This is a genomic window from Bradyrhizobium sp. ERR14 (assembly GCF_014198235.1).
Lineage (GTDB): Bacteria > Pseudomonadota > Alphaproteobacteria > Rhizobiales > Xanthobacteraceae > Bradyrhizobium.
This window is the reverse complement of the sequence record NZ_JACIHD010000038.1, coordinates 1-26,237: the sequence shown is the minus strand read 5'-3', so window position 1 is coordinate 26,237 and position 26,237 is coordinate 1. Positions and strand designations below refer to the sequence as shown.

Annotated in this window: 19 protein-coding genes and 9 pseudogenes; 14 read left to right on the top strand and 14 right to left on the bottom strand. The window is 59.6% G+C overall.

The window, feature by feature from the left end; genetic code table 11:
- Nucleotides 1-80 precede the first annotated feature (80 nt).
- From GGD62_RS39520 to GGD62_RS39475, 9 genes and pseudogenes are all read right to left on the bottom strand, one after another.
- The gene (locus GGD62_RS39520) at nt 81-299 is read right to left on the bottom strand and encodes a site-specific integrase (protein ID WP_183714551.1); all 219 of its coding nucleotides are present in this window, start codon (nt 297-299) and stop codon (nt 81-83) included.
- Nucleotides 296-1,210, bottom strand: coding sequence for a tyrosine-type recombinase/integrase (locus GGD62_RS39515; RefSeq protein ID WP_183714548.1), 915 nt, complete (start codon nt 1,208-1,210; stop codon nt 296-298). Before GGD62_RS39515 ends, GGD62_RS39520 begins: the two co-directional genes overlap by 4 nt.
- Nucleotides 1,210-2,448, bottom strand: coding sequence for a tyrosine-type recombinase/integrase (locus tag GGD62_RS39510; protein ID WP_183714545.1), 1,239 nt, complete (start codon nt 2,446-2,448; stop codon nt 1,210-1,212). The genes GGD62_RS39515 and GGD62_RS39510 overlap by 1 nt, the downstream gene beginning before the upstream one ends.
- A 210-nt stretch (nt 2,449-2,658) precedes the next feature.
- Nucleotides 2,659-3,111, bottom strand: coding sequence for an IS66-like element accessory protein TnpA (gene tnpA / locus GGD62_RS39505; RefSeq protein WP_183714541.1), 453 nt, complete (start codon nt 3,109-3,111; stop codon nt 2,659-2,661).
- Between the two features lie 764 nt (nt 3,112-3,875).
- Nucleotides 3,876-4,463 carry an N-acetyltransferase gene (locus GGD62_RS39500; RefSeq protein ID WP_183714538.1) on the bottom strand — a complete coding sequence of 196 codons (588 nt, stop codon included), beginning with the start codon at nt 4,461-4,463 and terminating at the stop codon, nt 3,876-3,878.
- 848 nt (nt 4,464-5,311) lie between these two features.
- Nucleotides 5,312-5,731, bottom strand: coding sequence for a hypothetical protein (locus GGD62_RS39495; protein WP_183714536.1), 420 nt, complete (start codon nt 5,729-5,731; stop codon nt 5,312-5,314).
- 911 nt (nt 5,732-6,642) lie between these two features.
- Nucleotides 6,643-7,142, bottom strand: a pseudogene (locus GGD62_RS39490) (transposase); the annotation flags it as partial.
- Between the two features lie 404 nt (nt 7,143-7,546).
- Nucleotides 7,547-8,316 (bottom strand): annotated as a pseudogene (locus tag GGD62_RS39480) (transposase); the annotation flags it as partial.
- 73 nt (nt 8,317-8,389) lie between these two features.
- Complete coding sequence (locus tag GGD62_RS39475) at nt 8,390-8,779, bottom strand: hypothetical protein (RefSeq protein ID WP_246800511.1); 390 nt, start codon at nt 8,777-8,779, stop codon at nt 8,390-8,392.
- 728 nt (nt 8,780-9,507) lie between these two features.
- Here GGD62_RS39475 and GGD62_RS39470 point away from each other — a divergent pair.
- The 3 genes from GGD62_RS39470 (at nt 9,508) to GGD62_RS39460 (ending at nt 13,142) form a co-directional block, all read left to right on the top strand.
- On the top strand, nt 9,508-10,728 hold the full coding sequence (locus tag GGD62_RS39470; protein ID WP_183714533.1) for a Xaa-Pro peptidase family protein: 1,221 nt from the start codon (nt 9,508-9,510) through the stop codon (nt 10,726-10,728).
- A 597-nt stretch (nt 10,729-11,325) separates the two neighbouring features.
- Nucleotides 11,326-12,030 (top strand): kinase, encoded by a 705-nt coding sequence (locus GGD62_RS39465; RefSeq protein WP_183714530.1) that lies wholly within the window; start codon nt 11,326-11,328, stop codon nt 12,028-12,030.
- Nucleotides 12,027-13,142, top strand: a complete 1,116-nt coding sequence (locus tag GGD62_RS39460; RefSeq protein WP_183714527.1) for a PLP-dependent cysteine synthase family protein — start codon at nt 12,027-12,029, stop codon at nt 13,140-13,142. The genes GGD62_RS39465 and GGD62_RS39460 overlap by 4 nt, the downstream gene beginning before the upstream one ends.
- Nucleotides 13,143-13,324: 182 nt before the next feature.
- On the opposite strand, the pseudogene GGD62_RS39455 reads toward GGD62_RS39460, so the two are convergent.
- From GGD62_RS39455 to GGD62_RS39445, 3 pseudogenes are all read right to left on the bottom strand, one after another.
- Nucleotides 13,325-14,134, bottom strand: a pseudogene (locus GGD62_RS39455) (IS5/IS1182 family transposase); the annotation flags it as partial.
- Between the two features lie 33 nt (nt 14,135-14,167).
- Nucleotides 14,168-15,437: pseudogene (locus tag GGD62_RS39450) on the bottom strand (IS256 family transposase).
- A gap of 97 nt (nt 15,438-15,534) precedes the next feature.
- Nucleotides 15,535-16,079: pseudogene (locus GGD62_RS39445) on the bottom strand (transposase); the annotation flags it as partial.
- 243 nt (nt 16,080-16,322) lie between these two features.
- Between GGD62_RS39445 and GGD62_RS39440 the strand changes: the two are divergent.
- The 10 genes and pseudogenes from GGD62_RS39440 (at nt 16,323) to GGD62_RS39400 (ending at nt 23,212) form a co-directional block, all read left to right on the top strand.
- Complete coding sequence (locus GGD62_RS39440) at nt 16,323-16,712, top strand: transposase (RefSeq protein WP_183714524.1); 390 nt, start codon at nt 16,323-16,325, stop codon at nt 16,710-16,712.
- Complete coding sequence (locus tag GGD62_RS39435; RefSeq protein ID WP_183714521.1) at nt 16,696-16,977, top strand: hypothetical protein; 282 nt, start codon at nt 16,696-16,698, stop codon at nt 16,975-16,977. Before GGD62_RS39440 ends, GGD62_RS39435 begins: the two co-directional genes overlap by 17 nt.
- 450 nt (nt 16,978-17,427) lie before the next feature.
- Nucleotides 17,428-18,975, top strand: coding sequence for a recombinase family protein (locus tag GGD62_RS39430; RefSeq protein ID WP_246800510.1), 1,548 nt, complete (start codon nt 17,428-17,430; stop codon nt 18,973-18,975).
- Nucleotides 18,957-19,496 carry a helix-turn-helix domain-containing protein gene (locus tag GGD62_RS41320; RefSeq protein ID WP_246800509.1) on the top strand — a complete coding sequence of 180 codons (540 nt, stop codon included), beginning with the start codon at nt 18,957-18,959 and terminating at the stop codon, nt 19,494-19,496. The genes GGD62_RS39430 and GGD62_RS41320 overlap by 19 nt, the downstream gene beginning before the upstream one ends.
- A gap of 26 nt (nt 19,497-19,522) precedes the next feature.
- A pseudogene (locus GGD62_RS39425) lies at nt 19,523-19,889 on the top strand (transposase); the annotation flags it as partial.
- Between the two features lie 210 nt (nt 19,890-20,099).
- Nucleotides 20,100-20,548, top strand: a pseudogene (locus GGD62_RS39420) (transposase); the annotation flags it as partial.
- Nucleotides 20,549-20,742: 194 nt separating this feature from the next.
- Nucleotides 20,743-20,865, top strand: a pseudogene (locus GGD62_RS42010) (carbamoyltransferase C-terminal domain-containing protein); the annotation flags it as partial.
- Between the two features lie 232 nt (nt 20,866-21,097).
- Entirely contained in the window at nt 21,098-22,135 is a 1,038-nt protein-coding gene (locus GGD62_RS39410) for a cytochrome-c peroxidase (protein ID WP_183714518.1), read from the top strand.
- Between the two features lie 203 nt (nt 22,136-22,338).
- A complete protein-coding gene (locus tag GGD62_RS42005; protein WP_183714515.1) occupies nt 22,339-22,473 on the top strand; it encodes a helix-turn-helix domain-containing protein in 135 nt (44 codons plus the stop codon).
- Between the two features lie 556 nt (nt 22,474-23,029).
- A complete protein-coding gene (locus GGD62_RS39400) occupies nt 23,030-23,212 on the top strand; it encodes a hypothetical protein (RefSeq protein WP_183714512.1) in 183 nt (60 codons plus the stop codon).
- 635 nt (nt 23,213-23,847) lie between these two features.
- Here the strand turns inward: GGD62_RS39400 and GGD62_RS39395 are convergent.
- Both GGD62_RS39395 and GGD62_RS39390 read right to left on the bottom strand, forming a co-directional pair.
- Nucleotides 23,848-24,891 carry an IS110 family transposase gene (locus GGD62_RS39395; RefSeq protein ID WP_183714509.1) on the bottom strand — a complete coding sequence of 348 codons (1,044 nt, stop codon included), beginning with the start codon at nt 24,889-24,891 and terminating at the stop codon, nt 23,848-23,850.
- Nucleotides 24,892-24,980: 89 nt separating this feature from the next.
- A pseudogene (locus GGD62_RS39390) lies at nt 24,981-25,249 on the bottom strand (transposase); the annotation flags it as partial.
- Between the two features lie 80 nt (nt 25,250-25,329).
- Between GGD62_RS39390 and GGD62_RS39385 the strand changes: the two are divergent.
- A complete protein-coding gene (locus tag GGD62_RS39385; RefSeq protein ID WP_409333991.1) occupies nt 25,330-26,106 on the top strand; it encodes an IS110 family transposase in 777 nt (258 codons plus the stop codon).
- Nucleotides 26,107-26,237: the final 131 nt, after the last annotated feature.

Below are 26,237 nucleotides of genomic sequence, written 5' to 3'. Positions count from 1 at the left end.
AGCGGCAATCGCCGCTCCGACATCAATCCCCCACGACATCCAATAGGAAACGCCAAATCGGAAACGGATTTGTTGGTTTTTCAGCGGACTGCTAGATGCTCCAGGAATGCCAAGATGAGCGGCGCGTCGAGCCGTTCGATCTCGATCTTCGATGGCTTGAGCTTGAGCCGGCCGGCGGCAAAGTGCAGCAACAGCTGGAAGCTCTGCGCATACGCCTCGCAGGTATGCTGGCTCGCTCCGCGTTCTTTGGGCAAGTGCTCGCGTAGGAAGCTGCTCAGGTAGGGGGCGAGCGCGGTCATGCGGCACCTCCAATGAGCAATGCCTCGCCGGCCTCGGCGATCTGGCCCATCAGGACCGGCGTGGCCTGCAAGTGCCAATAGGTGTCGGTCACGTGGGCGTGGCCGAGGTAGGTGCTGAGCGCCACGATATGGCGAACGATCGTAGCACGATCGTGGCGGCACTGCTCCAGTGAGCGGACTGCGAAGGTGTGGCGCAGATCGTGGATGCGCGGATCTCGCCCCGAGTGCGCGCCCCTGAGATTGGTGCCATCGAGGAGCTGCAGGAATATCCGTCGCACGGTGTTGTAGGGCAGCGACTGCCCGGCAACCGATACGAAGAGAGCACGATCTGTGGTGGTTAGCGACCGCCGGGCGACCAGATATCTGTCGAGCGCCAGCCGAGCTGTTGCGTGAAGCGGCAACAGCCGGCTCTTCTGGAACTTGGTCTGCCGGACGACGAGCCCATCGGCAGTCACATCGTCGATCTGCAGCGCCAATGCTTCTGCGATCCGCATGCCAGTAGTGGTGAGCAGGCCGAAGAGCGTTGCATACATGGTCGGTCTGATCGAGCCCGCTGGCCGGAGTGCCGCCGCAGCACGAAGCAGTCGTGCGATCTCTTCCGCACTATAGATATACGGCGGTCGCCGCTTGACGACGGCGTGGCCGAGTGCATCCGCCGCCGGAACCTGATGGCGCGGATCCTCGGCGTGCATCGCCAGCGCAAACCGCCGCACGGTAAGCAACCGGTTGCGGCGCTGCTCCGGTGACGGCGCGCGTGCGGCCCATGCCAGGACCCGGGCACTTCTGATGTGCCGGTCGCCGCACTCCTCGGCGAAGCCGACGTAGCCCCTCAGCAGGATTTGCTGGACGCGGAACTTGAACCCCAGCGACTGCTGCTGGTCCACATACTTGACAAGATATTGACTCAGCATCACGCATCTCCCGGCCATGGCTGCGCGATCTGCAGCAGCATCGTCACGTGGACTTTGGCGTAGTGCGCGGTCATGTCCGGTGAGCGGTGGCGCAGTACGGCGCCAACTGTGTCGAGCGTCGCTCCGCCCCGCAACATGGCCGTCGCGGCCGAATGCCGAAGCAGGTTGGCCCCATTCGACGGAGCGGGGATACCGGCCTTTCGTATTGCACCACGCACAACATCAGAGACTGCGCTCGAACCTGTCAGTGGCCGGATTGGTGCATTCGACATGAAGAAGATTCGACCATCGGCGATGTGCGGCCGGGCCTGATCCAGATAAGCGAGCAAAGCATCGCCAGCGTCTTGCGGCAATGGTAATCTCGTCTCCCGCCGCCCCTTGCCACGAACCGACAGCGTCGCCTGTTGCCAATCAATATCGGTGAGACGAAGAGAGAGAATGTCGCCGGCCCGCAAGCCCAGTCGTGCCAACAGCAGCAGGATCGCCCGATCACGAACGCCAGTCGCCGTGGTCTGGTCGCACGTTGCTATCAACGTCTCGACATCTGACGAGCTGATGTATCGCGGCAGCGACGACAGTCGCCACTGCGGAATGATTGGCACAGCATGATCGAGTCCCGCCCGGCACACCCCCCGCGCGGTAAGGAACCGTAAATATCCTCTCAGCGCCATCGTCATAGTCTTCACATAGGCGAGCGAGACCCGTTTCGTCTCTGCAATGATCACGTCGCGAATGAGTTGGGCATTCCAGCTTCGCGGCTTGCTGCCAAGCGCCGGGAGCAGCCGCATGATCATGCGACCATGTCGATCTATTGTCAGCTCTGTGACGCCGCGATGCTGCCGCAGCCAGTCCTGGAACTCGACTACCCACCGGTCGAGCGTCGGTAATGCGAGCTTCGGCTTGCGCTGGACGATCCCGCGCTCGCCGAGAAACTCGACGAACCGGCGCAATCGCCTCACGTACTTCTTGGACACGCCCTTCAGGCGACGTATGCCGGGGCATCGACAGCGATGCCGAGCGAACCGATCGGTGACGCCATCATCGATGTCGGTGACTGCGACCTTGGACAGCGTCAGCCATTGCGCGAGGTGACGGGCTGCGGCGTCATAGCCGCTCACCGTCAAGCTCGTATGCCCCAACACCGTCAGGTGTCGTGTGAACTCCGTCACCAGCGGGGCGAGATCGCCTGCGTCCATGCAGCGCAGCCCGTGGCAGTGATCCTCACTCGACTTGGCCATTCCTTGTCTCCCTTCCGTTGCCATCAAGGCAGGAAGGGAGGCCTCAGATTATGCGGAGTGAGAAAGAGGGCAGCAGGAACTAAACTGTTGATAACGAAGTGGGTCTCGGATTGAACGGCCGCACACTCCGCATAATCGTGGGCTCCGCATAATTGCGGAAGTCAACCGGCCTGGTCGCCACCATCACCCGCACCGCGCCCGTCGGACCGATCACGTGCAGGTCTTCAGCGCATGGATCACGGCCGCAACCGTCGCGGCCTCTGCGCCGCGGCCGACCCGGACGGCGACGCCGTTGATCTCGAGCTCGATGATGCCGCTGTTCTCGGCGCACTCGGGCGTCTTCCGGAGCCGTCGGCGCTGTCGCGGTGAGCGCTCCGGCGGCGTGGACGATGGGGTAACGACAGCGGGCACGAACGCCTCCGGCGCGTGGGCCGCAGGGATCGCAACCGGCTGTCGCGTTTGCCGGCGCCACGTAAACAGCTGTTGCGGCGACAATCCGTGACGCCGCGCGACCTCCGATACCACGGCACCCGGGGCCAGCGTGTCCTTGACGAACCGTGCCTTGTCGTCGGCCGAGAACTGCCGGCGCCGACCGGTCTCCGTGATGACCTCGACCCGATGAACCGAGGTGCTAGGCTCAAGCATATGGTCAAGCTTAGACACAAGCCGATCTCCAATCAGAGATCGATCATTCCTCGCTCAACGCCTTCAATGGAAGGTGGGGCCGAAACAGCGCTTACCGCGAGTCAGCCTCCGCGCTATAACCACTCGACCATACCGCTTGGATCTCGCCTCTTCATGGCGGCAAAGCTGGGCGGCGGATTTATCGGTGTGGACACAGCGCGGTAGCTGTCGAGGATACATTTTGAGCTGTCACTGGTTCCATGCTCGCGACGAGCTCGAAAACTCCTGACGTCCGACCTATCGGATGTGCCGATCTGCCCTGAGGCGCTGTGCACCGGTGGCATCTGGATGGAGGCCACGTTCACTCATGCCAATCTCGCCGCGCGCTGACATCAACAGCTTGCGAACGGTCTCGACCTCGTCCTTGCAAATGCCAGATGCTATCAGCTCGCGACACCGCCGCCGGACGAACGTACGGTTTTACAGCGCTCCTACTCTCGATTTCGCGGGGAGAGCAGGACGGTGCAGACCGGACGCCATGAGGCAACAAAGTACCGAGTCCTTCCAGATCACCGGACGGGTCGTGATGATATGATTTGAATAGAGCAAGCAGCGTGCCGATTGAGGAGTGCAGCTCACTCGGCTGTGGCGCCTTAGAGGCAGCAGCCGCACGCGCCACGTCGTTGGGAAGTACTCAAAGCCGGCATCGGCCTTTATTCGTGGCGCACTCTGGCCTGACCAGTTCGCCATCTCCGCAGCGAAGCTCCGGCATCTGGAGCATGCGAAGCGTCTTCGATTTCCGCTCAATAAGCCGTTCGCAACATTGGCGTGAGTGGGGGCGAAGAACCGTGCTGTATCTCTCCAATAACGTTGAAGCCGTGACGCTGGTAAAAGGGAATGTTTTCCCGATTCGAACTTTCGAGGTAGGCAGCGATGCCCTGCTCATCACATCGTTGAAGAGCGTATTTCATCAGCAGTGTGCCAAGCCCTTGTCCGCCCCAATTCGGATCGACGGCAATGAGAGGCAGATACCAATGTGGCTCGGGGGGATGATGTCCGGCCATTCCCTGCCGGAGGTGTGCCATATCTTCGGTGACCTCCGGGCGCAGGGACAGCGCCATGATTGCGTCCAGCGCATCTTCATCTTGCTGCACGTCGGAAGGCAGCCACAGGGCCGCGGCGCGAACCTCTCCGATGACGTATGCTGTGCCATGCTCGAATGCTCGTCCGCCACAGGCGTTAACGAATTGAGGCATGCTCCTAAGATATTGACCTGGGTCAGGCCAACTCCAACGCATCAACGGATCGGCGGCAAAGCCGAGCACAATTGTCCAGACGGTGCTTGCCCGAATGCCTGCGTTCGCAGAGGTGACTTCCGACTCCGTTGTCATGATGTCGTTTTGGGCGTCAGAGTTGCAAGGGTGGATACGGGGCCGATACCTCTGAACGGGAGCAGAATGAAATGCAGCACGGAGGTTTCGTCGGGCGCATTTGGTTTCCGTTCCGGGCTCTCCTCTTGCCTCAGAAGGCCGCCTTCGACGGCCGCTTCGGACGAAGGCTCCTCGGTGGGCGACCCTTGGATCTGGATCTTCGTGGCGAGCACCTGTGCTTCCGGGCCTGGGAGCGTCATCTGGATCCTGCCCTTCCTAACGGAAGCGTCGAATTTCTTGGCCTCGACAACGTTCGGCAGCCCGCTTGAAAGACACTAGGACGCTTTGAGATTGCAAGTACGAAGAAGTCACGGCACGCAATCGATACGAACATCGTGCGATGGCTACGCTTGAACCGGGCACCCGGCACGGCCGAGCAGGTTAGCAAACGTCGCGCGTCGATGTCGAGATTGGCAACGATTTTTATGAGGCATCACCTCGTCTCCCATTGAGCTGTTCTGCGTAAGGTCTCTTATTCAAAACACGTGCCAACTGCGAAAGCGCATAGACTATCGCCCTCAGTCTGTTCGCCGTCAGCGCCCTTTCATCTTGCTGGCGAACGGATGCCGTGTGAATCCGTCTTCCCACTGATTCGCAGCGGCGGGGTAAGGCAGGTAAATCTCCAGTTGTGGAGAGTGAAGAGCAGCAGGCGGCAGTGTTGACCCTTCAGTTTCACGCGGTCACGAGGAGATCGATTGGGCGAGAGCCGTATTGCTGACGTTGTCGGGTTGACCAGCCAACGCATTGCGCAAATCGCTTCGGTGTCTGCGCGCGAACGTCGGCTCATCACCCAGGTTCCGTCATAGCTCTCACTCTGGCGGCTGCGGATTGTTGGCGGGATTGGTGTTGTGCCTTATTATCCGCGCAATCAGTCCGCAGCCGACCAGTGGCTGGAGGGCTGTCTCCAATGCATCGGCAGTTGCCTCGGCATAGACTTCGCAGTCGTCAACGTAGACTGCGAAGTTCTTCAAATACTCCTCTCGCTTCGCCGGAATCTCGATGATCGCCTTTGTCCATCCGTAGAGCGGATACCGCTCGATGCCGTATTTTTCGGCGGTGGCCAAGTATTCGGTAAACGTATCGAACAGGCATTGTGGCGCGGCGCGATGGGATACGAGAGTATCGAACAATGGCCCCAACTTCGGTTCTTGGAGTCTTAGTCGTATCGCTTCCGCCACAGCCGAATCGCTCACATCAAATCTAAGCTGGTATTCCCAGTGAGACGTCACGGTTTCCTCCAGTCGCACCCGACGTGTCTTCTCTAGCTACTCTAGGCACTTCCGGGGCCGTCGTTCGGCAAGTTTAGGGCGTCAACAAGCATTCACCACTGGGCAGACCGGGATCTTGCAAGAACGAACAAATTCTGCACGTAGGCTTGAGCTTGCCGCGCGCACATGATGGAACTGCAATCGAACAAGGCGTCTCGAAAGCAAGCTGCGGCATCTAGTCGGTCGATAGAATCCCAAAAGCGGATCGTTGCGTCAACGTTTGAACCTCCTGCCAGAGCGGACCTCGAAAGGCCTGCTTTTGGCGCGATTCGGCAACTCCACAGAACGTCCGCATTTCAGGCCCGCGAAAGGTTCTTCCTTCCAGACCATTTAACATCCTCCGTACAGTCCGGCCTGCCGCTGCATAGTCCGTGAGAACTCATCTCCCTTGGCGATCACAATCAACTCTTCCAGATTTCACTCCGGAAGGTCGTGCTGCCGACCAACAAAACGCAAGCCTGATGTGCCCAAGGCGTCGCATTCAGCGATCTTATTGCCGTGGCCGCTTATGGCCAGCCATGTCCTCTTTGCCGCCAGTTAGTCAGCGATGCAGCTGCGATTAGGCGAGGCCGTGTCACTAAATCACAATTGAAAGCAACTTGCGCTCCTCCAGGAAATGGTAGGGAGCGTGCGCTCCACTCTCGGATATTGTCCGCTGCCTACACTCAGGAGCAAGAGCGGGGGCGAGCCAAGAGTCGGGCGACCAGCGCCGGGAGACACTCATGGATGCGTTACAAGCAGATCACGGACGCGAGGACCCGTGTAACTTCGATATCGTAGTGCTCAGGAAACTGTCCGAAATGAACGCCTAGGAACTTGAACAACGGTATCTCCGTTGGCTCCATAGAAGATCCAAATGGCCGCGCTGAAAATCGCGTGATGCGGTTTCGTTCTGCGAGGATCGCCTCAGCCCTGCCGAAGTAGACATCGGCTGGCGTGAGTCGTTGATGCTCTCATGATAGCGGACGTGATTATAGTGTTCGACGAAGGCTCCTACTTGACGCTCGAGATCACTGGGTAGGTAATAGTTGTCGAGCAGGATGCGGTTCTTCAGCGTCTGATGCCAGCGCTCGATCTTTCCTGGGTCTGAGGATGGTATGGAGCGCCGCGCACGTGCTGCATGCCCTTCTGGTCGAGCCACTCGGCCAGATCATCCGCCACGTAACTCGAACCATTGTCGCTGAGCAGCCTTGGCCGGTGCGCGAGGGCGATTTGGTCAAGGCCGGATGCGGCGAGTGCCTGGTGGAAGGGTGGCTGTGACATCGGAAGCGCACATGGTGGGACCAAGCCTCCAGGCCACGATGTAGCGCGAGAAGTCGTCAAGCACGGCCGAGAGATAGTACCACCCCCATCCGGTGATCTTGAGTGAAGTAAGAAGCGCGAGCGCGCTTCTCCTCCCCGAACCGTACGTGCACCTTTGAGCGCATACGGCTCTCTGTTCAAGCTTGGCCCATGACCATAGCAAGCGAGCTTGGGCTGCATTTCACTGATTATCAAAGGTCTTCACCTCATTCGGTCAGGTAGTTTGCACTCCAAGCAGTTTGAACTGTTCCCCTTCGCGATGTGGCAGGCTTTCCCTGCCGCTGACTACTGCGGAAACTCCGCCAGCATGGTGGACATCAGGGTCAACTCCCTTGCGACGCATTCCGTCATCCCTTGCCTCGTTCATATGCTGGACGTCATCGTGTTGGTGAGTCTGCCGATCGCAGTCTTTTCCCTTGCTTTCCGCAAGTCGATGCCGATGCCATGGTCTGGCTGCGTTCTCCCCATGACCCCTCGTAACGCGACCATCACTGGCACTTCGCCGCGCGCAAACGTTAAAGACACCAGCGTTTGGCAATTTGCGGTTTTATCGAGAGCCGACGCGGATTGAGCCGCAACACCGACCGATCGCTCACCCTTCTTCGGCAGTGAGGTGTCATCGATAACCACCATTGCATCCCTGCCGCCGACAAGTCGGTCCGCCTGGTCGAGCAGCTCCTGCACATCGTCCGGGATGCGGTTCCAGACCCGGTCTGGTCGAGACCGATGATCGGCCAGAGCGGCGATGCCGCCCTCGCGGTAACGATCATACCAGCGATAGAATGTGGCGCGCGGGATCCCGAGCTTGTCCAGCGTGCGCTTGGCCGGAAGGTGCGATTGCTCGACCAAATGGATGATCTCGGCCTTCTCTGAGGCGGGATACCTCATGCCTCGTCCTCCCCATCTCCGTTCATACTTTTGTTGAGCAGACGGTTCTCCAGGGTCAGATCGGCGACGGCCTCCTTCAAGGCGCCGGCCTCCCGGCGGAGGTCCTTCACCTCGCCGAAGGTCGCAGCTCGTGCCGCGTCGCCGGCCAGGCGGCGCTTGCCGGCCTCGAGAAACTCCTTGGACCAGCCGTAATACATCGAGGCGGCAATGCCTTCTCGGCGACAAAGCTCGGAGATGTTCTCCTCGCCGCGCAATCCTTCCGGCACGATGCGGATCTTCTCTTCAGAAGAATACTGCCGGCGGGTCTAGCGCCGAATATCCTTTACCGCTTGTTCTGCCGACGCTTTGCCCAAAATTTCTGCTTCATCTTCGCTCCTGGTGGCTACGATGAACCAGAAATCCCCCCTCCGCAAAACCATTCAATGTGTCTCACAAGCCCTGACGGCGAACACGTGACGTTGTCCTTTTTACCCACGCCGAAGGAGGCTGCACATAGCGCTGCCAAATCGTCCCATTATCGAACTGGATAGTCATGCCGTCGGGCGTGTACACTGCGCCCATATTGAATGCATCGACCCAAATGCGGTTCGACGGATAGAACCAGTCTGGCCATGCACGAGAAGGTACGCCGGCCTCGCTCAAAAGATTGAGTTCGGATCCGTTTTGCGTGACGTAGGCCAAAACAGCGCCGTAGCATCTCTGAATGCACTGATAACTTCCGGTCAGATCGACCGATTGGGCGGATGCACCACTGTTCATCAACGCGCCGACGACTGCGACAGTGAGCGCGATGGGACTCGTCGTACTTGAACTTTTCATGAGAACATTTCCTTTGAACGCCCCAGCGATAGTTGTCTATCAATACCTGAGAGTGCGTCGAATGCCTTTGACGAAAATCAACCCGACTTGTCTGCGAGCTCGTACATGAAGTCTACAACTGCACAAGACGCTCATGCGCACGCGTCAAACCTGCGGGATGATCTTGACCAAGGGAGCGCAGCGCGAAAGCTCCGTCCAATTGCGCTGCCGACGGCAACTAAGCCGCGGCACGTCGATCGGCTCCGCTATTCCCAATCCGTTGGTCCCGCATCGACCGAGTGCTCCTTGTCCGGTATCTTACAGCGGCGTCCGCTGTCAGCTTTCTGACACCCGTGACCGCCGTTTGGACCAACGTTTCTCGCGATCATATTGGCAGCTAGTATCAAGAGACGATTTGGCACGCTCGTTGCTGCTCCGGCTAATGAAGGTCTGTCGCGTTTTTGCAGAGGTGCGCTACAACAGCGATCGCTTTTTCAAAGCTGCACAAAGGCGATGGTAACAAGATTGACGGTCGCTTTCAGGCTGCTTGGCCTCCCGCGCTTGTATGACGTGTACGACAGCGCCGTCCCCCGATCGGGCTCGAGAGTATGACCAAGCTTGGCCTCAACATAGCACACCGAGAAGCGCGCGGTGAGAATGCAGACGCTCCCTCGGTTAGCAAAACCGGGCACGATACTACAATGCTGGGGGCGCACTCCAGCCGACTTGTCAGTCGGAAGGGCTGCTAAATGGCGAAAGTTTTGCAGACACGGCACTCCAGAACACTTGTCAATCTGGATCGTCTCGAAGCAATTTTGGGATCAGAGAATGTTGACGCTCTGGTGGCAAGCTCGCCAGAGAACGTGACCTACGCAAGTGGGTACTGGGCATTATCACAATGGATCAGAAGGGGGCCACAGACGTACGTCGTTATTCCCCGGAACGGCCCCGAGCGATCTACGGTGGTTACCTCGACCGCTCTGCTGGATCTTCTTGCCGACCAGAATGTCTGGGTGCCCAACGTCCGCAGATTTGGCTACTTTCAGATGGATCGCACAGAAAGATTGCACAGTGGCCTTGATAAGAAACTTCTGAGCCTCTTTGGCCTGCCCGATGATGGTACGCCGCTCGAGGCGCTCGCCAAGGCGCTTATGGATGCGGGCGTCGCCAAGGGACGTATTGCGATTGACGAGCTTGGACTGCTGCCGGGCAGTTGGGAACGCCTGCAAGACCTGCTGCCCAACGCGACGCTCGTCCCAGGTTGCGCCCTGTTCAGAAAGATTCGCGCCGTCAAGACTACGGAGGAGATCAACCGACTGCGATACGTCGCTCAGGTTGCTGAGCGCTCGATCCAAGCCGCGTTGGCGGAAGCGCGAACTGATATCACAGAGATTGAGATGGCGCGCGCGTTTCACCGGAAGACCGTCGACAGCGATTGCCAACCTGTGCTCGGCTGTATTGGCTTCGGAACGCGCAGTGCTATGCCCAACGTGCAGCCGTCTGACGCTCGCCTGGTCGATGGCGACATCATTCGGTTTGATGTCGGTGGGCGCTTCAGGCATTACCGCGCCGATATCGCGCGCATCGCGGTGTTCGGAGAACCCTCAGCCAGAACTAAACTGTATCATCGCGCGCTGCATCGCGGCGTTCAGGCCGCACTCGAAATGATAAAACCGGGTGTCAAGGCAGCAGACGTGTTTTTGAGGGCCGTCGATGTCACGCGAAAAGAGGGCATCAATCACTTCTCACGTTCACATGTTGGACATGGCATCGGGATCGACGGCTACGATCTGCCCGATCTTACGCCGAGCAGTACTGATCTCCTCGAGGAGGGGATGGTCATGTGTGTGGAGACACCATATTACGAGACAGGCTGGGGCGGCCTTCAGGTCGAAGACACTGTCGTAGTGCGCGCTGACGGCATCGAGACGTTCATGACCACTGACGGCAGCTTGATGGTGTCGCCATGACGGCGAAGATCGATCTCCTTCGCTGGGAAGCTTGAGCGCGCAATCGGCGCAGCCTCGCACACCGAACGCTTCGCTAGATCCCGCAAACGGTAGAGCTCTCTTTTACAAACCTGAGACGTTCCCGCTCCAAGTTCAACGGGCGGCAGATTACATGGTTATCAGAATGTGATTTGGCGAACCAGCTGCGGCAGCGGCGCCCGGAGCCCGAAAGTTCGCTGTTCAGGCAGCCAGGCCCGGACTTCGTGTCTCCCCAATTCTGGTAGCTATACCCAAATGAGCTATCTTGCAATTATGTAGGCGATAGTGCCTGGAGCGGGTGACATGGGCGCGGGCGATGCTCGAACAAATGAAGGCGCTCGTGACTCTGGTCCTGTGAACGAGTTCGCGCCAAGGTGCTTGCTCCATGTCGGTGTTGGCCGTGCAATCGGTCACCACGGTGAGTTGCTGCAGGGTGTATTCGAAGCTGACGATGGACGCCTTCATCGGGGTCTTATCACAATGCCATTTCCAGCTCGGCACTCGGTCGCGACCTTTCGGCGACGGGATACCGCTGAGATCAAGATATCGCCGATCGGTCGTACTAAGGCAGCGCGGGCGATGGCCCTGACGTTCGAACATCTCGGGTTGGTCCAATATGGAGGAGATCTCACGATTGAAAGCAATATTCCGGCGAGTCATGGCTACGGCTCTTCGACCGCCGATGTTGTTGCGGCAATCCGCGCCGTGGCGGCCTCAGCGGGGGCGGCATTTTCCCGCGCGACGGTGTCGCACATTGCGATAGCTGCTGAAGGCGCCAGCGATCCTGCCGCCTATGATGGCCGACCGGTGTTGTTTGCTCAGCGCGAAGGCATGGTCATCGAGCATTTCACCGACGAGTATCCGCGATTCATGGTGGTGGGCTTCAGGCATCCGAGTGACCAGCCAGTCGACACCTTGCATCTGCCGCCGGCGCGTTACGATGCGCGCGAGCTTGAACAATTTCGGTGTTTGCGCGGCCTGGCCGCCCAGGCGATCAAACAACAGAATGCCCGGCTACTCGGGCGGGTGGCGACCGCGAGTTCCCGGATTAGCCAGCGCCATCTCTCCAAGTCCCGTTTTGATGACATGCTGCGTTTGACAGCAGAAGTCGGCGGTTGCGGGCTTCAAGTGGCCCATAGTGGCACGCTAATGGGCATCCTGTTTCCAGTGGAGGAGCCGGGCGTCACTGAACGAACCAACGCAGTAGCCGACCGCCTCAGTCATTCCGGATTTGAGCACGTTACGGTCTTCGCAACGTACGCGGATGAAGCCATCTCCTCATGAACAGCGCCGACACTTTTCTTGCTGCCTACGAAACACCGCGGCCAGCGCGTCTCGCTCCTAATCTCCTCGCTGCCTGCTTTCCGTTGATGAAGCTTATGCCGGCCCGCTTCATGATCGCCCGTGCGCGCGCTTCTGGGCGCCTTGCACCTGGCGGTCATATTGTTGAGACGACATCCGGTACCTTCGGCTTGGCGCTTGCCATGATCGCGGCGGCGCATGGTTATGGTTTGACCCTGATCAGCGCCGAAACCTTGATCGATCGAACGCTCCGCTGCCGACTGAAACTACTGGGGGCGCGGCTCGATGTCGTGGACGATCCGGACGGTTCGGGGGCTCAGCGCTGTCGTCTGGAACGGCTACAGGCGATCCGAGAAGAACATGCGGGAGCGTTCTGGCCCGCACAGTATGATAATCCCGAAAATTGCCATGCCTATGGCAGGCTAGCGGAATGGTTCGTACGTCAGGTCGGTCAGGTTGATTGTCTCGTCGGCTGCGCTGGATCGGGAGGGTCCCTGTGCGGCACGGCGGCTATCCTGCGCGAAATCTTTCCCGACCTCGTCGTCCTCGCCGTTGACACGCCTCGCAGTGTGCTCTTCGGCCATCCCCCGGGAAAGCGGCTGCTGCGCGGGCTTGGTAACTCGATTTTGCCCCGGAATATGGACCACCGCCTGGTTGATGAGGTCCATTGGGTTGGCGCTCTGCCTGCCTTCGCCGCGGCGCACCAACTTTGTCGAGATCATGCGCTCTTTATGGGGCCGACGAGCGGAGCAGCCGCCTTGGTGGCGCAATGGTATACGCGCCAGCGCCCCAGGGCGGCGACGGTCGTCATCCTGCCCGATGAGGGTTTTCGATACCAAGAGACCGTGTTCAACAACAAGTGGCTCACCGCTCTGCCGGGTTGGCCGGCCGCGATTGCCGATGCTCCAGTCACAATTGAGAAGATTGCGCCAGGTGGAGAGGAGACATGGACACGCATGATCTGGGGGCGGCGGGTGTTGGAAGAGGTGCCGAGTGGAGGCGAAGTGGCACATAGACACTTGGCTAAATCGCCGCAGCCGGGCGGAAGCGAGGCATCGTCAACTGGTTCTCAGAGGCTCGATATTCGGCGATAAGGCCTGTCGTAGCGATCTCGCGCCAGGTCGCAACTGACAATCCTTACGGTAGTTCTTGGAAATGATCTAAATCAATGATTTGCTAGCTTGAGAGAGGAGCAGTGCGCCAGAATTACCCGGCTGTGCGTCCCCGTGTGAAGGAAGGCTTCCGTTCTGGCGAAGATCAATATGTCGTCGTCTCGTTAAGAAGGCGAATTGAGCGTGGCGGGACGGCCGAACGTGCGCCATAGCTGAAGCAGGATGAGGCACAAGAGTTCTCTGAGCCAGGCGAGGATGCGGCGGAAGTTGTGGCCGACGGCCGAGAGGATGACGTTGGCCGCATCGCCGGCGCGGCCTTTGAGATAGCAGCGGCCGAGGTGACCATCGGTCTTCAGGTGTCCGATGATGGGTTCGATGGCGGAGCGGCGGCGCAGCTCGCGCTTGATGACGCCGAAGACGCCGCGCTTCTGGCCAGAGATGAAGACCCGGCGAGGATTTTGCGCGTCGTGGCCGCGGTATCCCTTGTCGACGTAGGCCCGCTCGATCGCGCAGCCGGTGAGTGTCTCGGTGCGGTCGATGACGTCCCGCAAGGTGTGACCGTCGTAGGGGTTATCGGGCAGCGCCCTGGCGTGCAGCACGAACAGGCCACCGGGAGCCCGGCGGTTGTTGGTGAGGATGGAGGCTTTGACACCGAACTCGTAAGGCGCGGCTGCTTTGCCCTTGCCGATGCACTCGACCTCCGGGGCGTGGAAGGAATAAAGCTTCCAGCCGCGCTGGCGCTGCTGCTGCGAGCGGATTTGCGAAGCCCGGCTGAGCGGGAGGGCGAACGCGTTCTCGAGCACAGCCCGACCTTCGATCTTGCGGCGGATATCGCGGATGATGCGGCCCAACCGGCTGCGCAGGATGCGCAACTGCCGCTGATGCCGCTTGAATTGCTTGGCGTGGGCATAGCGTCCCGCCATTATCGCCGCGGTCTTGGCAATACGAAGATAGGACTGCCGCAGCTTGATCCCGAGCTATGGCTGATTTTGGGTGACGCGAGCTGATCAGGCGGCGTGGCTTTCAGTGTTCGGAATGACTTCGATTCCGTCGATGAACTTTACACCGGCGATGACTTTCGGCAACTGGTTCGTGCCCTTCAATCGCCGCCAGGTCTTCGACGCGGCGTCGATGAGCTTGAACACCATCAGCTTCGCGGTTTGTTGCGACAGCGATCCCTTGGTCCGCACCGTTCGGTGGCGCACCGTGGCGAAGACGCTCTCGATCGGGTTCGAGCTGCGTAGGTGGATCCAGTGCTCAGCAGGGAAAGTCGAAGAAGGCGAGCAGCGCGTGGCGATCCTTGATCAGGCACTCCACCGCACGTTCGTATTTGACGTGGTATTTCTCGACGAAGACGTCGATCGCGGTTTCAGCTTCGGCCCGGTGTGGGGCCAGATAGATGTTCCGCAGGTCGTTCTTCATGGGGCCCTGCACGGATTTGGCGACCTTGTCGAATACGTTGCTCACTTTATGGCACCAGCATCGTTGGTGCCGCGTGCCGGGAAAGGCCTCGTCCAGTGCCTTCCAGAAGCCGAGGGCGCCGTCGCCGATGGCGAGTTGCGGGGCAATCCGTAACCCGCGTTGCCGCAGGTCGATCAGGAGTTCGCGCCAGCTCTGCGCGCTCTCGCGCACGCCGACCTGGAAGCCGATCAGCTCCTTCTTGCCTTCCGGCGTGGTACCAATCAGCACCAGCATGCATTCGCTGTGATCTTCCATGCGGGCCTGCAGGTACACGCCATCGGCCCAGATGTAGACATAGCGACGCGCCGACAGATCGCGTCTCTGCCAGCGTTCGTACTCGACCTGCCAATCGGCCTTCAGGCCGGCGATCACCGAAGGCGACAGGTTCGGCGCATCCTTGCCGAGCAGCGCCGAGAGCGCCTCCTGGAAGTCGCCGGTCGAGATGCCGCGCAAATAGAGGACCGGGATCAAGGCATCCAGGCTCTTCGTCCGCCGCGCCCATAGCGGCAGGATTGCCGAACTGAAGCGGAGGCGGTCGCCTGGCCCGCTCGCTCCGCGGTCGCGGACCTTGGGACGAGCGACCTCCACCGGACCGATGCCGGTCGCAATCTCGCGCACCGGACCGTGCCCATGTCGGACCAGGCGCGCTCGACCGTCGGGCAGCGTCAGATTGGCCGTGCTGGCCAGAAACGCGCCAACCTCGATCTCGATCGCCCTAGCAAGCAGGTCCCGCGCGCCGGCTCGAACGATATCGGTCAGTGGATCATCAACCGCGGACGGCTGACGGAAAGCAAGAACATTGGTAGTCTCGGTCATGGCGTATCGCTCTCCTCAAGAGGTTCTGGCAGGCTCGTCACCCGCCTCGATACGCCGCCTTCCTCACACCGTCATCACCCAGATTCCGCCATAGCTCCTTGATCCCGTGCTTCCTCGCCAGGCGGTTGAGCCCCTTGATCGCCGCGTGCAGCAGCTTGGCATCGGTCGGGAAGGTGATCGCCTTCGGCTGCACGGTGGTATCGACCGTGACCCGCTTGAGATCCTGGCTCCGTAACGCGCCGGCCTGGTGCGCCACCCGCAGGCTCTCGGCCAACAGCAGCTCCAGCTTGTCACCGCGCCGCTTGCGCCAGTGGCTCAGGTCCGAGCGCTCGTGCGGGAACGCATGCTGAAAGAACTCTTCGCCGGTGAAGAACTGGAAATACGGGTCGTGGACCCAGCGCTCGCACACCCCCTCATCGGACAGGCCGTAAATGTGCTTGAGCAGCAGCAGCCCGATCATGAAGCGGGTCGCAATCCCCGGTCGACCGTTCTCGCTGTACAGCGGCGCGACTCGCCGTCGATCCAGTCCCAATCGACCTTGCCGGCGAGCTGAACCAGCTCGTGCTTCATGTTGATGATCTGGTCCAGCCTGGCCCGGAACAGATCGCCCGATCCCGTCGCTTTGGGCTTCTTCGGTCGCATCGCCACCTCCGATGCGAGGACGGAATCATGGTTATCGATTCGACGGAATCCTGAAAATGAAATTGCAGGCTTCCGAGGCCCGAAGCATCAAACCCCTGCAATCGCAAAACAGTCCACAACGACAAATGCGATTCTAGCTAAATCGCTTAGCCACTCTTCACATGGCGTAATCGCGACTGACGTCTTCTTGCGAACACGAGGATCGGTACGATCGGCGTCAGCAAATCGAAAAGGAGCCGCGCTATGAAGCAGTACGTTGGTCTGGACATCTCTATGGAAGAAACCAGCATTTGCGTTTTGGACCAGGCTGGTGACGTGACATTCGAGGGATGTGCGCCGACCAATCCGGAGGCGATCGCTAAGCTCCTGCGGCGCCATGCCGGCACGGCTGAGCGGATCGTTTTTGAAACGGGCTCACTATCCAATTGGCTTTGGCATCAGCTCAGGGCGCTGGGCTTTCCGGTGATTTGCCTTGATGCGCGCCACGCCAACGCGGCGTTATCGATGGCAGCTTCCCGGTACCATCCCATGCGGGCCATTTCAGCCAACCCCCTGGCATCGTTCTGGTGCGGAGAGCTGGAAAACCCGTTCGATGGTTGCGGCTCGAAGCAAGCTGGTGGATCTGCGGCGTGACCTCGACAACCAGATGCGCGGCTTGTGTAAGGGGGTGGGAATAGTGCTCGGCAGGGCCGGTTCGACCAACCTGGCTCGGAAAGTCAACGCCGTGCTCGCTGAATCGCCGGATTTGCAGGATATCTTCGCGCCACTACTCCTAGCTCAGTCCTGTTTAACCGAGCAAATTGAAAAATTTGATCGAGAACACCTGGTGATGGCGAAGGGTGACCAAACTGTTCGGCGAATGATGACCGTTCCCGGTATCGGCGCGACAACTTCATAATGCTCACAATCAGTTGCGTGAGACGATTATCCGTTACCGATTTCATCCGCGTTACGGGCAAACGGTCACCGTAACCAATCGCAATCGCCGTGGTAACGACGTGGCTGTGACCATCCGTCAGCCCGATGGCACGCTGGCGCGGCTGCCAATCTGGATGACGGAGGAATCGGCGGAGGCAATGGCGGTGAGGGAGATTCCACGTCTGCCGCTGGCGTATCTGCGCGAGCTCCGTCTCGAGCTCGATACATGCCTAAGCTTGTTGCAGGACGATTCCCGTCGTGAAGGAGACAAACATGACGCGTCGGCAACGAAATCAGCGCCAATCCGACCTCTTCGTGCCCAAGAAGCTGCCGATACCGATGACAGCGTCCGAGCGGACGAAGCTATTGCCACTCGTGAGCGCGCTCTTGTCGGAAATACTCAGTGTCCTCGTAGTGACGGAGGCAGGCGATGAAGATCACGCCTGATCATCTGGCGCGGGGCGCCTTCATCTACATTCGGCAATCCACTGTCGACCAGCTTGCCAACAATCATGAGAGCCGACGGCGTCAATATGGCCTTGCCGATCGTGCTCGTGCTCTCGGCTGGACGGACGTGACAGTCATTGATGACGATCTTGGTCGCTCGGGGTCGGGCGTCAGCCGTCCGGGCTTCGAAAGGTTGCTTGCAGCGATCTGTGAAGGCCGCGTGGGTGCCGTGTTTGCCATCGAGGCGTCGCGCCTGGCGCGCAATGGACGCGACTGGCACACGCTGATCGAATTTTGCGGCTTGGTCGGCACGGTGATCGTCGATGAGGATGGAACGTATGAACCACGCCATCCAAACGACCGGCTATTGCTGGGCATGAAAGGGACGATGAGCGAGCTCGAGCTATCGCTCCTGCGGGCCCGTTCGATGGAAGCCCTGAAGCAGAAGGCAAAACGGGGCGAGCTATTCTTCACAGTAGCCGTTGGCTATGTAAAAGTAGGCCACGACAAGATCGAAATGGATCCCGACCTGCGCGTGCGCGAGGCGATAGGGTTGGTCTTCACCCGCTTTGCCGAGCTGCAAAGCATCCGCCAAGTGTTTTTGTCGCTTCGAGGTGACCAGATCGCGCTGCCGTACATCGACCCCAAAGTCTCGGGACAACATCAGGTGCTGTGGAAGCTACCGGTCTACACGACGGTGAGCAATCTTCTCACCAACCCTGTTTATGCCGGTGCTCACGCCTTTGGCCGAACCGGAAGTCGAATGATAATCGAAAATGGCCGCAAGCGAATCGTGCGCGGCCGCCGCAAAGATCGCTCAGACTGGGCGGTCTTGCTCGTCGACCATCACGAGGGCTATTTGTCCTGGGCGGACTTTGAAAGGAATCAACGGCTGATCGCTGACAACGCCAATGGTAAGGGCATGATGGTGCGCGGACCGGTGCGCAAGGGGGAGGCTTTGCTCGCCGGCCTGCTACGCTGTGGCCATTGCGGCCGCCGGCTGCTTGTCAGCTACAATGGCACCAAGGGTGATGTCGGCCGCTATAATTGTGACGCCACCCGGAGCAATCCCGGTGCTGCCCCCTGCATCTCGTTCGGCGCTTTGCGGGTCGATGAGGCGGTGGGAGCCGAGATTGTGCGGTTGCTGCAGCCGCTCGGTGTTGAAGCAGCTATTCAAGCGATCACACAATGCGAGCACCAGTCTGGCGAAAAACAGCGCCAGATCGAGTTGGCGCTCGAACAGGCGCGATACGAGGTAACCAGGGCGCGTCGACAATATGACGCGGTCGACCCTGATAATCGTCTGGTCGCTGGCGAACTCGAGCGGCGGTGGAACGCCGCCCTTGCGGCCGTACGCGCCGTCGAGGAGGAGTTGGCGGCGCTGCTTCGACGGCGGCCGGCAACCTTGAGTGCAGAGGAGCGCAAGCGTCTGTTGCAAATGGGGCTGACCTGGAGGCCGCTTGGCACCATCCAGCGGCCACCGCCGTCACGCGTAAGCGGATCATCCGGGTCGTGTTGCGTGAGGTGGTAGCCTGCGTCGAGGATGACCAGATTCACTTGTTGTTGCACTGGCAGGGCGGCGATCATACCCGCCTGATGGTGAGAAAGAATCGGAGGGGACAGACACGGTGGTCAGTCGAGCCCGAGACGGTGGAATTGATCCGCGCCTGCGCGCGATTGATGCCTGACAAAGCCATTGCCGGCATGCTCAATCGGACAGGTCAGCGAACAGGCCGATCGAATGGATGGACACCGTCGCGTGTGCGTGGCTTCCGCAACACTCACGGCATCACGGTCTACAGGGATAGCGAATGGGCCGAGCGCGGCGAAGTCACGTTGCCTGAGGCAGCCAGGACGCTCAATCTGAGCCCCCTGACGGTGCTACGTCAGATTCGCGCCGGCGTCATTTCCGCCACGCAATATCGTGCAGGCGCACCTTGGGTAATCAAACGACGGGATCTCGAAGATCCGCATATGATTGAGCGCGTTAGGACGTGCTGCAAAAGCCCGTCATCATCAAATCCAAATCAAAAGACCTTTGTCTTTCAATAACGTAGTGAGATGGGCATTATGACGTGGGATCAGGCCCGGTCTCTGCGTTGACCTTCCGCTCCACTGTGGACGATCCCAGGCGATTCCTGCATTCTCAATCCGTCGGCGCCTATCTCGGGTTAACGCCCCGGCGATACCAATCTGGCGAGGTTGATGGGGGGGGGGACGGATCACAAAAGTCGGAGATGGAGAGACGCGCACAGCCCTGTTCGAAGCTGCCAACGTCGTTCTCAGGCCATCAACCCGATGGTCTCCGATGAAGGCTTGGGCGGTGCGTGTTGCCCACCGCAAGGAAGCAAGCGTGCGAAGGTCGCGCTGGCCAGAAAGATGGCTGTCGTCCTTCACCGAATGTGGGTTGATGGAACCGAATTCCGATGGACGGCCGTGGCGTAAGGACGCCATCGCCATCCCAAGAGACGCCCGTCGCGGGGCGTGGGGATGGTCGAGTTCGTATGATCTGTCGTGGCGTCCGCCCTCCAGGTCGGGTGACTACGCCGAAGAGCTTGAACCGACCATTCAACCGAATCCCATAGTGTGGCGGTTTTGCCGACCACGAACAGAAGCAAGGTACCCGCGGCAGCGCTCTTAAGGGATTGACAGAAGATCGGGATTTTGAAGGAGCACGAGGCTGGCGTTTCGGGTGCCGATCTATGCCGGAAGCACGGCGTCAGTGACGCCAGTATCTACAAATGGAAAGCCAGGTTTGGCGGGATGGAGGCGTCGGAGGCCAAGCGGCTGAAGACGCTGGAGGACGAGAACACCCGGCTGAAGCGGTTGCTGACTGATGCCATGCTGGACAATGCAGCGCTGAAGGACTTGTTGGGAAACAAGTGGTGACGCCCGCGGGGAAGCGGAAAGCTGTCGCGCATCTCGTGGATGCCCACGGGATGAGCGAACGGCGGGCGTGTAAAGCCATCGGCCGCACGACCATCAGATATCAGACGTCCCGGGCGGATGACGCCGCCCGACGCCTAAGCATGAGGGCGATCGCCGAGGAGCGCCGTCGCTTCGGCTATCGTCGCCTGCATGTTCTGCTCAAGCGGGAGGACTACCGACCGGGGAGGCTGAATTGAAGACAAGGCACCTGTCACGTCTCGATTGCTTGCTCCCGTTCCAAACTGGCGATGATGGTCTGCTAACTAGTGATTGTAGTCAGACGGTCGCAGGCGCCAGGGCGGAACGGCTCGTTTCGCGTCAAGACGCGCGAGCAGCGATCAAAATGCGCGCTGCGGATGGGCGACAAAATCCCGCCGTTGTCCACCTAGACGGCCCGGCTCGATTGCAGACTATCTCCCGAACGTCTCTGCAGAAAGTGGCGGCGCTTCTTGTCAAATATGAAAAGCTCACCGGCATTCCGCCTCTTTGCAACGTTGTGCCTCCTCGAAGAGCGGCAAAACGCTATGCTTCGTGAGAACTCGAAGTGTTCGTGTCGGGCTAACGACAACTGTCGTGAAGCCAACATCGAACACAGAAACCCCCATATCAATTCACTCGCGCGCGCTGGCTCAGTTCCTGCATAGCAGCAGCCATCCATGCAGCGGGCGCCTTTTCCGAAGAACTGTTGTTCGGTACGGCGCGGCAAGATCTGGAAGTCTCGCGTCATGCGCAAGGTATCAATTGCTACCGTTCTGATGCTCGTTTCATGCAATGCTATCGCAAACGACGATTTGATGATGACAGCCAGACAGGTCTTCAAACCGATCCCTTCTGCTATCCCCGCTCTAAAGGACAATCCCGTGACGACCGAGAAAGCGGAGCTCGGGAAGATGCTGTTCTTCGACCCTCGTCTGTCGGCGAGTGGGATCATTAGCTGCAATACGTGCCACAATCTTGCCACCGGTGGCGTAGACACGGGTCCAACGTCAGTTGGTCACGGATGGCAACGGGGAGCGCGGCGGGCGCCAACCGTCTACAATTCGGTGTTCAATGTCGCGCAATTCTGGGACGGACGCGCGCCGGATCTTAAGGCACAAGCCAAGGGGCCCGTTCAGGCGAGCGCCGAAATGAATGCGACCGCGGATCACGTAACGAGCACGCTGAATTCGATGGAAGATTATGTTGGCAAGTTCAAGCAAGCATTCCCGCGTGATACACCGCCGGTCACCTTCGACAATTTCGCGAAAGCGCTCGAGGCTTTCGAAGCGACGCTGACGACACCAGCAGCTCCGTTTGACCAATACCTGAACGGCGATGGCAACGCGCTGGATGACCACCAAAAGGCGGGATTGCGGCTGTTCATGGACAAAGGCTGCGCCTCCTGCCACAACGGAATCAATATTGGTGGGCAGGAGTTTTTCCCGTTCGGCGTGATTGAAAGACCAGACATCAAACTGCTTCCCGCAGCCGACCAGGGGCGTTTCGCGGTCACGAAGGCCTCCAGCGACCGATACGTGTTCCGTGCCGCCCCTTTGCGCAACGTTGCCTTGCGAGCTCCCTACTTCCATTCGGGTCAGGTTTGGACGCTCCAGGAAGCCGTAGGCATTATGAGTGAGGTCCAGCTCGGCGCCGAGCTCACCGAGAAGGAGAAGAACGATATCGTTGCGTTTCTCAATTCACTGAGCGGCCGTCTACCCAAGATCGAATATCCGATATTGCCAACGCGCACAAAGGAGACGCCGCCACCGTCCTTAGACAGATAGTGCCTTGTTCACTATCCTGGGCGTTCTACGGTTTAGTTGCGGCGAGGCAGCTCCGCTTTGCAGCTGCCGCAAGCCGGAGCGCGTTCAGGCTCATCGAAGCGATCTCTGAGGATCGCACTGCTCCCTATCGCGAAGCACTGGATCAGGCGAACAGCGGCTTCGGTTCACGATACAAGTGCAACACCTGCTAAGGTGTTGTTGCGATGGGACGATGTTATGGCCAGCTCAGCCTTGAGGAGCGCGTTGAGATATACCGCCTGCATGCAGGCGGTATATCTCAGAATCAAATTGCGGCGGCCCCGGGGCCGGTCGCCAACCACGATCAGTCGGGAACTTAGAGCGCGATTCCAAGCGAACGAAGGCTTGGGCCGGCGGCTACGAACCGATGCGCGCCCAGCAATTCGCCGAGCGACGGCGGTTCCAAGGGGATGGGTTGATCGGACCCCAATGATCAATTTTGCTGAACTTGACCCTCAGAGGGTAAGTCGCACCATGGATGCGCGATCCCTCCCAGCGTCGCGCAAGAGTTTGCTGCTGAGACACTGAATCGGCGCTGGCTTGCGACTGTTATGCCCGAACCATCAATGACAAGTTGGATCCGTGCGCCTCAGCTCCCACAACCTGCTTGGCAGCACAGTCGAGAGTTTTCCCAGAGCATCGTGTCCGGATTACAACTAAACAATTCGCGTGACATAGCGACAGCGTGCCCTTCTTTTTGGCACCGACAGAACCACCAGCGCCGAGCTCTCCAGGTTGCGGCGTCGGCGCAGCGTGCCTGTAGGTCATCGAGAAGACGACATTTGACTCGTGCTGCCAAGCAAAAGCGATCTGACGATCTGTTCGAATTCGACCGCGAAAGTGCACTGTGCGTGGCCGCCGGCACGGACGCACCTGATGCGCAATTCAGACGACCGGCTCTACTTGGTCGAAGAGCCGCACGAACCGGGAGAGCGTGAGGTCGTCACGGCGATCAGTCAGAAGCGTGCAGTGGTTTGGCTGATCGCCAACCCGGCCCGTCGTCGTGGTGCGGCTGCCTCTGATCGTAAGCACGCCGAACGCCCTTTGTCTGCAGTCTAAACGTCTTCATTGTTCTCGAGGCAAGTGGCCCAGGCGGGCCGCGTTTCGTTGGGTGAATTGCTACGCGGTCTCGTCAGCTTTCAGTCAGCTAGCGCCGATACAAAGCCGATGGGTTTGGCGAGGCGCGGCAGCCCGCTAAACTCGACGGCAGCGTGGGTGTGGCAGGATACGGGCCTTGATGCCTCCCTGGCTAACCGACTCCGAGCCGCGCCCGCGCTGCTTCCGACTGGTGGGCCGGGATCAAGTAGTTAGGCTCGTCCTCCGACGACGATGATCTCCCGGCCTGCTTCTTCCGCTGCTTTGAGGCTGGCCGGTGTGGGAGTTGGCGGCTCGTGGCAGGGACAGCTGACCTTGCCCCCATATGTGGAACGGCCCGCGAGGCAAGAGCTTTTTCAGTCGATTTCACACCTTGGGACGGTGCGGTCATATGTCCGGCCTTTGCGCGCGGCACATGGCCGCTGGCCTCGATGAGATCCGCGAAACGAGGAGCCAAATCAAGTTTGCGCGCTTGAGCGCATTGGGGGCAGTGGCTTCACTCGTCTCGGGATTTCGTCCCATGGGTTCATCGCCTGTCGTTGCACCTTGTCCTCTGCCGGCCTGCGCCGGTCAGATCGTTGTGACGGTCATTGCGTTCATCAGTCGGCTACCGCGGTAATCGCCAGTGGGTCGGGACGCCGATAAGTCCCGCCCTTTTTTAGAAGCGCCCAGATGATCCGCGCCGTCTTATTGGCCTCCGCGACCGCGACAACTTTGAAAGGCCGTCTGGCAAGAAGCGCCTTCAGCCACGGCCGGCTCAGCGCGTCGTTTCGGGCAACCCGCAAGACGGCCGTTGCCCCGACGACGAGGAGAGAGCGGAGCTCCGGATTCCCCATCTTTGATATCCGCCCCAGCCGCTCTTTGCCTCCGCTTGAATACGACCGTGGCGTCAATCCCAGCCAGGCCGCGAAGTGGCGAGCTGACGTGAACCCTCCGGGATCTGGCACAAGCGCCTTGATGGTCGCCGCTGTAATGGGGCCGACACCAGGAATCGTGGTCAACCGACGCATGTCCTCGTCGCGCTTGGCCTCCACAATAATTGCGCGCTCGAGCCTGTCGATCTGGTCCGCTGCAGCTTCGATCTCATCGGCAATCGCCATCAGGGCTAAGCGCGCCGCTGCGGGCAGGCGGACATCTGTCTTGTCCCGCACGATCGCAATCAGCGCTTCAACCTTTGCCATGCCGGCGGCGGCGATGATCCCCAATTCGGCCAAATGCGCGCGCAGCGCGTTAACCGTCTGCGTTCGCTGCCGCACTAGAAGAGCGGGGGTCTTCAGCACCATCGCGGCAGCCTGTTGCTCGGCTGTCTTAATCGGCACGAAGCGCATGGTCTTTCGGGTCACCGCTTCGCTGATGGCCTCCGCGTCCGCCGCATCCGTCTTACCTCGCTTGACGAAGGGTTTAACATAAGCCGGGGGAATGAGCCGCACCTCATGACCGAGAGCTGCGATCTCGCGCGCCCAATAGTGGGCGCTACCACATGCTTCCATCCCCACCAGGCACGCTGGCAGCTTCTCAAAGAAACGCAGAACTTCGCTGCGCCGTAGCTTCCGGTTGAACACGGGTGAGCCCTCGGCATCCGCCCCATGAACCTGGAAAACGTGCTTGGCCAGATCCAGCCCAATGGTGATAACCTGCTTCACGGAACGGTCCCTCCTTTGTGGTGTTCGAACAACGACCACGTTCTAGCACTTTGATGCTGTTGGAGCGGGCCGTTCCACCACATCAAGTTTTATCCATTCCTGAGTTCGCTCCGGTCGTTGGATTTGCCCGGTTGGGCGGTGGGAGCGACGGGAGCTGGCGCGGAGCCTTCGGCATAGCGCAGCGCCAGATCCCGGCGCGGGTGACAGGTGAAGGCGAACTCGGAGGGCGTTTTCCATCCGAGCTGCGAGTGGGGTCGGGCATCGTTGTAATCGGCCCGCCAGCATCCGAGAGCCTGCGAACCTGGGCCACTGACGTGAACAGCGTCTCGTTCAGCAATTCATCCCGCAGCCGGCCGTTGATGGGGAAGACGGCCCCGCTCCCTCGGCGCCGGCGATATACTGGCGATGGACGAACCCGCTTACAGGAGCAATTGACCAATGGAAGCCGCAACAATTGGGTTGGACATTTCGAAGCACGTATTTCACATCCATGCAGTTGATGGCCAAGGCCAAGTGGCCGGTCGCCAACGCCTCCGGCGAGGCGAGATCGTGTCGTTCTTCTCCTCGCTCGCACCTTGCCTGGTCGGCATCGAGGCCTGCGCGACTGCTCACCACTGGGCGCGGGAGATTCGGCAATTTGGGCACGATGTCAGATTGATTCCGCCAGCCTATGTTAAACCCTACCTACGAAGAGGAGCCAAGAATGACGCCGCTGACGCGGCCGCGATCTGCGAAGCGGTCAGTCGTCCCAATATGCGGTTCGTTCCAATCAAGAGCGCCGAGAACCAGGGCTTCTTGATGCTTCATCGTGCAAGCGGCTTGCTGGTCCGCCAACGCACTATGACAGCTTGCGCCATTCGGGCTCACTTTGCTGAGTTCGGAATCATTGTCGGGCAAGGCCGGCAACGGGTGGACGGTCTGGTGGACTTGTTGGATGACGAGGAACTGACGCTACCGGCCCACGCCCGCATCGCGCTAGCCGTCCTTGTGAGCCAGCTGAAGGAATTGGACCGGCAGGTCGAGGCCATTGAGCGCGAACTGGCTGAGATCCAGCGAGTAAAATCCGCTGGACGAGCACTGGCAGAAAGCAAACCCGCTGCTTCCGCTGGTCTTGATCAGAGCTTGCGATACGAACCAAGATCTTGGTCTGCGGACGTGGTTTGTTTGAACCGGCTCTGGTGTAGTTGTGCAGGCTGGATGAAACTCGTGGAGTAATCTAGAAAGGCTAAGTTATGGCCATGCCACATCTAACAGTCTGCTGAAAAACTATCGTTTTTGTTCGATTTCCGTGATTCACTGATTTGCGTTGGATCTCGGAGCTTTGGATGCGTGGCAAGTTCGAGGAT

Bases quoted from the DNA above. Each gene is read 5' to 3' on its own strand.
- GGD62_RS39520 (WP_183714551.1), bottom strand. From the start codon at position 299: ATGACCGCGCTCGCCCCCTACCTGAGCAGCTTCCTACGCGAGCACTTG.
- GGD62_RS39500 (WP_183714538.1), bottom strand. From the start codon at position 4,463: ATGACAACGGAGTCGGAAGTCACCTCTGCGAACGCAGGCATTCGGGCA.
- GGD62_RS39475 (WP_246800511.1), bottom strand. From the start codon at position 8,779: ATGAAAAGTTCAAGTACGACGAGTCCCATCGCGCTCACTGTCGCAGTC.
- GGD62_RS39430 (WP_246800510.1), top strand. From the start codon at position 17,428: ATGAAGATCACGCCTGATCATCTGGCGCGGGGCGCCTTCATCTACATT.
- GGD62_RS39410 (WP_183714518.1), top strand. From the start codon at position 21,098: ATGCGCAAGGTATCAATTGCTACCGTTCTGATGCTCGTTTCATGCAAT.
- GGD62_RS39460 (WP_183714527.1), top strand. From the start codon at position 12,027: ATGAACAGCGCCGACACTTTTCTTGCTGCCTACGAAACACCGCGGCCA.
- GGD62_RS39465 (WP_183714530.1), top strand. From the start codon at position 11,326: ATGGCCCTGACGTTCGAACATCTCGGGTTGGTCCAATATGGAGGAGAT.
- GGD62_RS42005 (WP_183714515.1), top strand. From the start codon at position 22,339: ATGGGACGATGTTATGGCCAGCTCAGCCTTGAGGAGCGCGTTGAGATA.
- GGD62_RS39510 (WP_183714545.1), bottom strand. From the start codon at position 2,448: ATGGCCAAGTCGAGTGAGGATCACTGCCACGGGCTGCGCTGCATGGAC.
- GGD62_RS39470 (WP_183714533.1), top strand. From the start codon at position 9,508: ATGGCGAAAGTTTTGCAGACACGGCACTCCAGAACACTTGTCAATCTG.
- GGD62_RS39515 (WP_183714548.1), bottom strand. From the start codon at position 1,210: ATGCTGAGTCAATATCTTGTCAAGTATGTGGACCAGCAGCAGTCGCTG.
- GGD62_RS39440 (WP_183714524.1), top strand. From the start codon at position 16,323: ATGAAGCAGTACGTTGGTCTGGACATCTCTATGGAAGAAACCAGCATT.
- GGD62_RS39385 (WP_409333991.1), top strand. From the start codon at position 25,330: ATGGAAGCCGCAACAATTGGGTTGGACATTTCGAAGCACGTATTTCAC.
- GGD62_RS39400 (WP_183714512.1), top strand. From the start codon at position 23,030: ATGCGCAATTCAGACGACCGGCTCTACTTGGTCGAAGAGCCGCACGAA.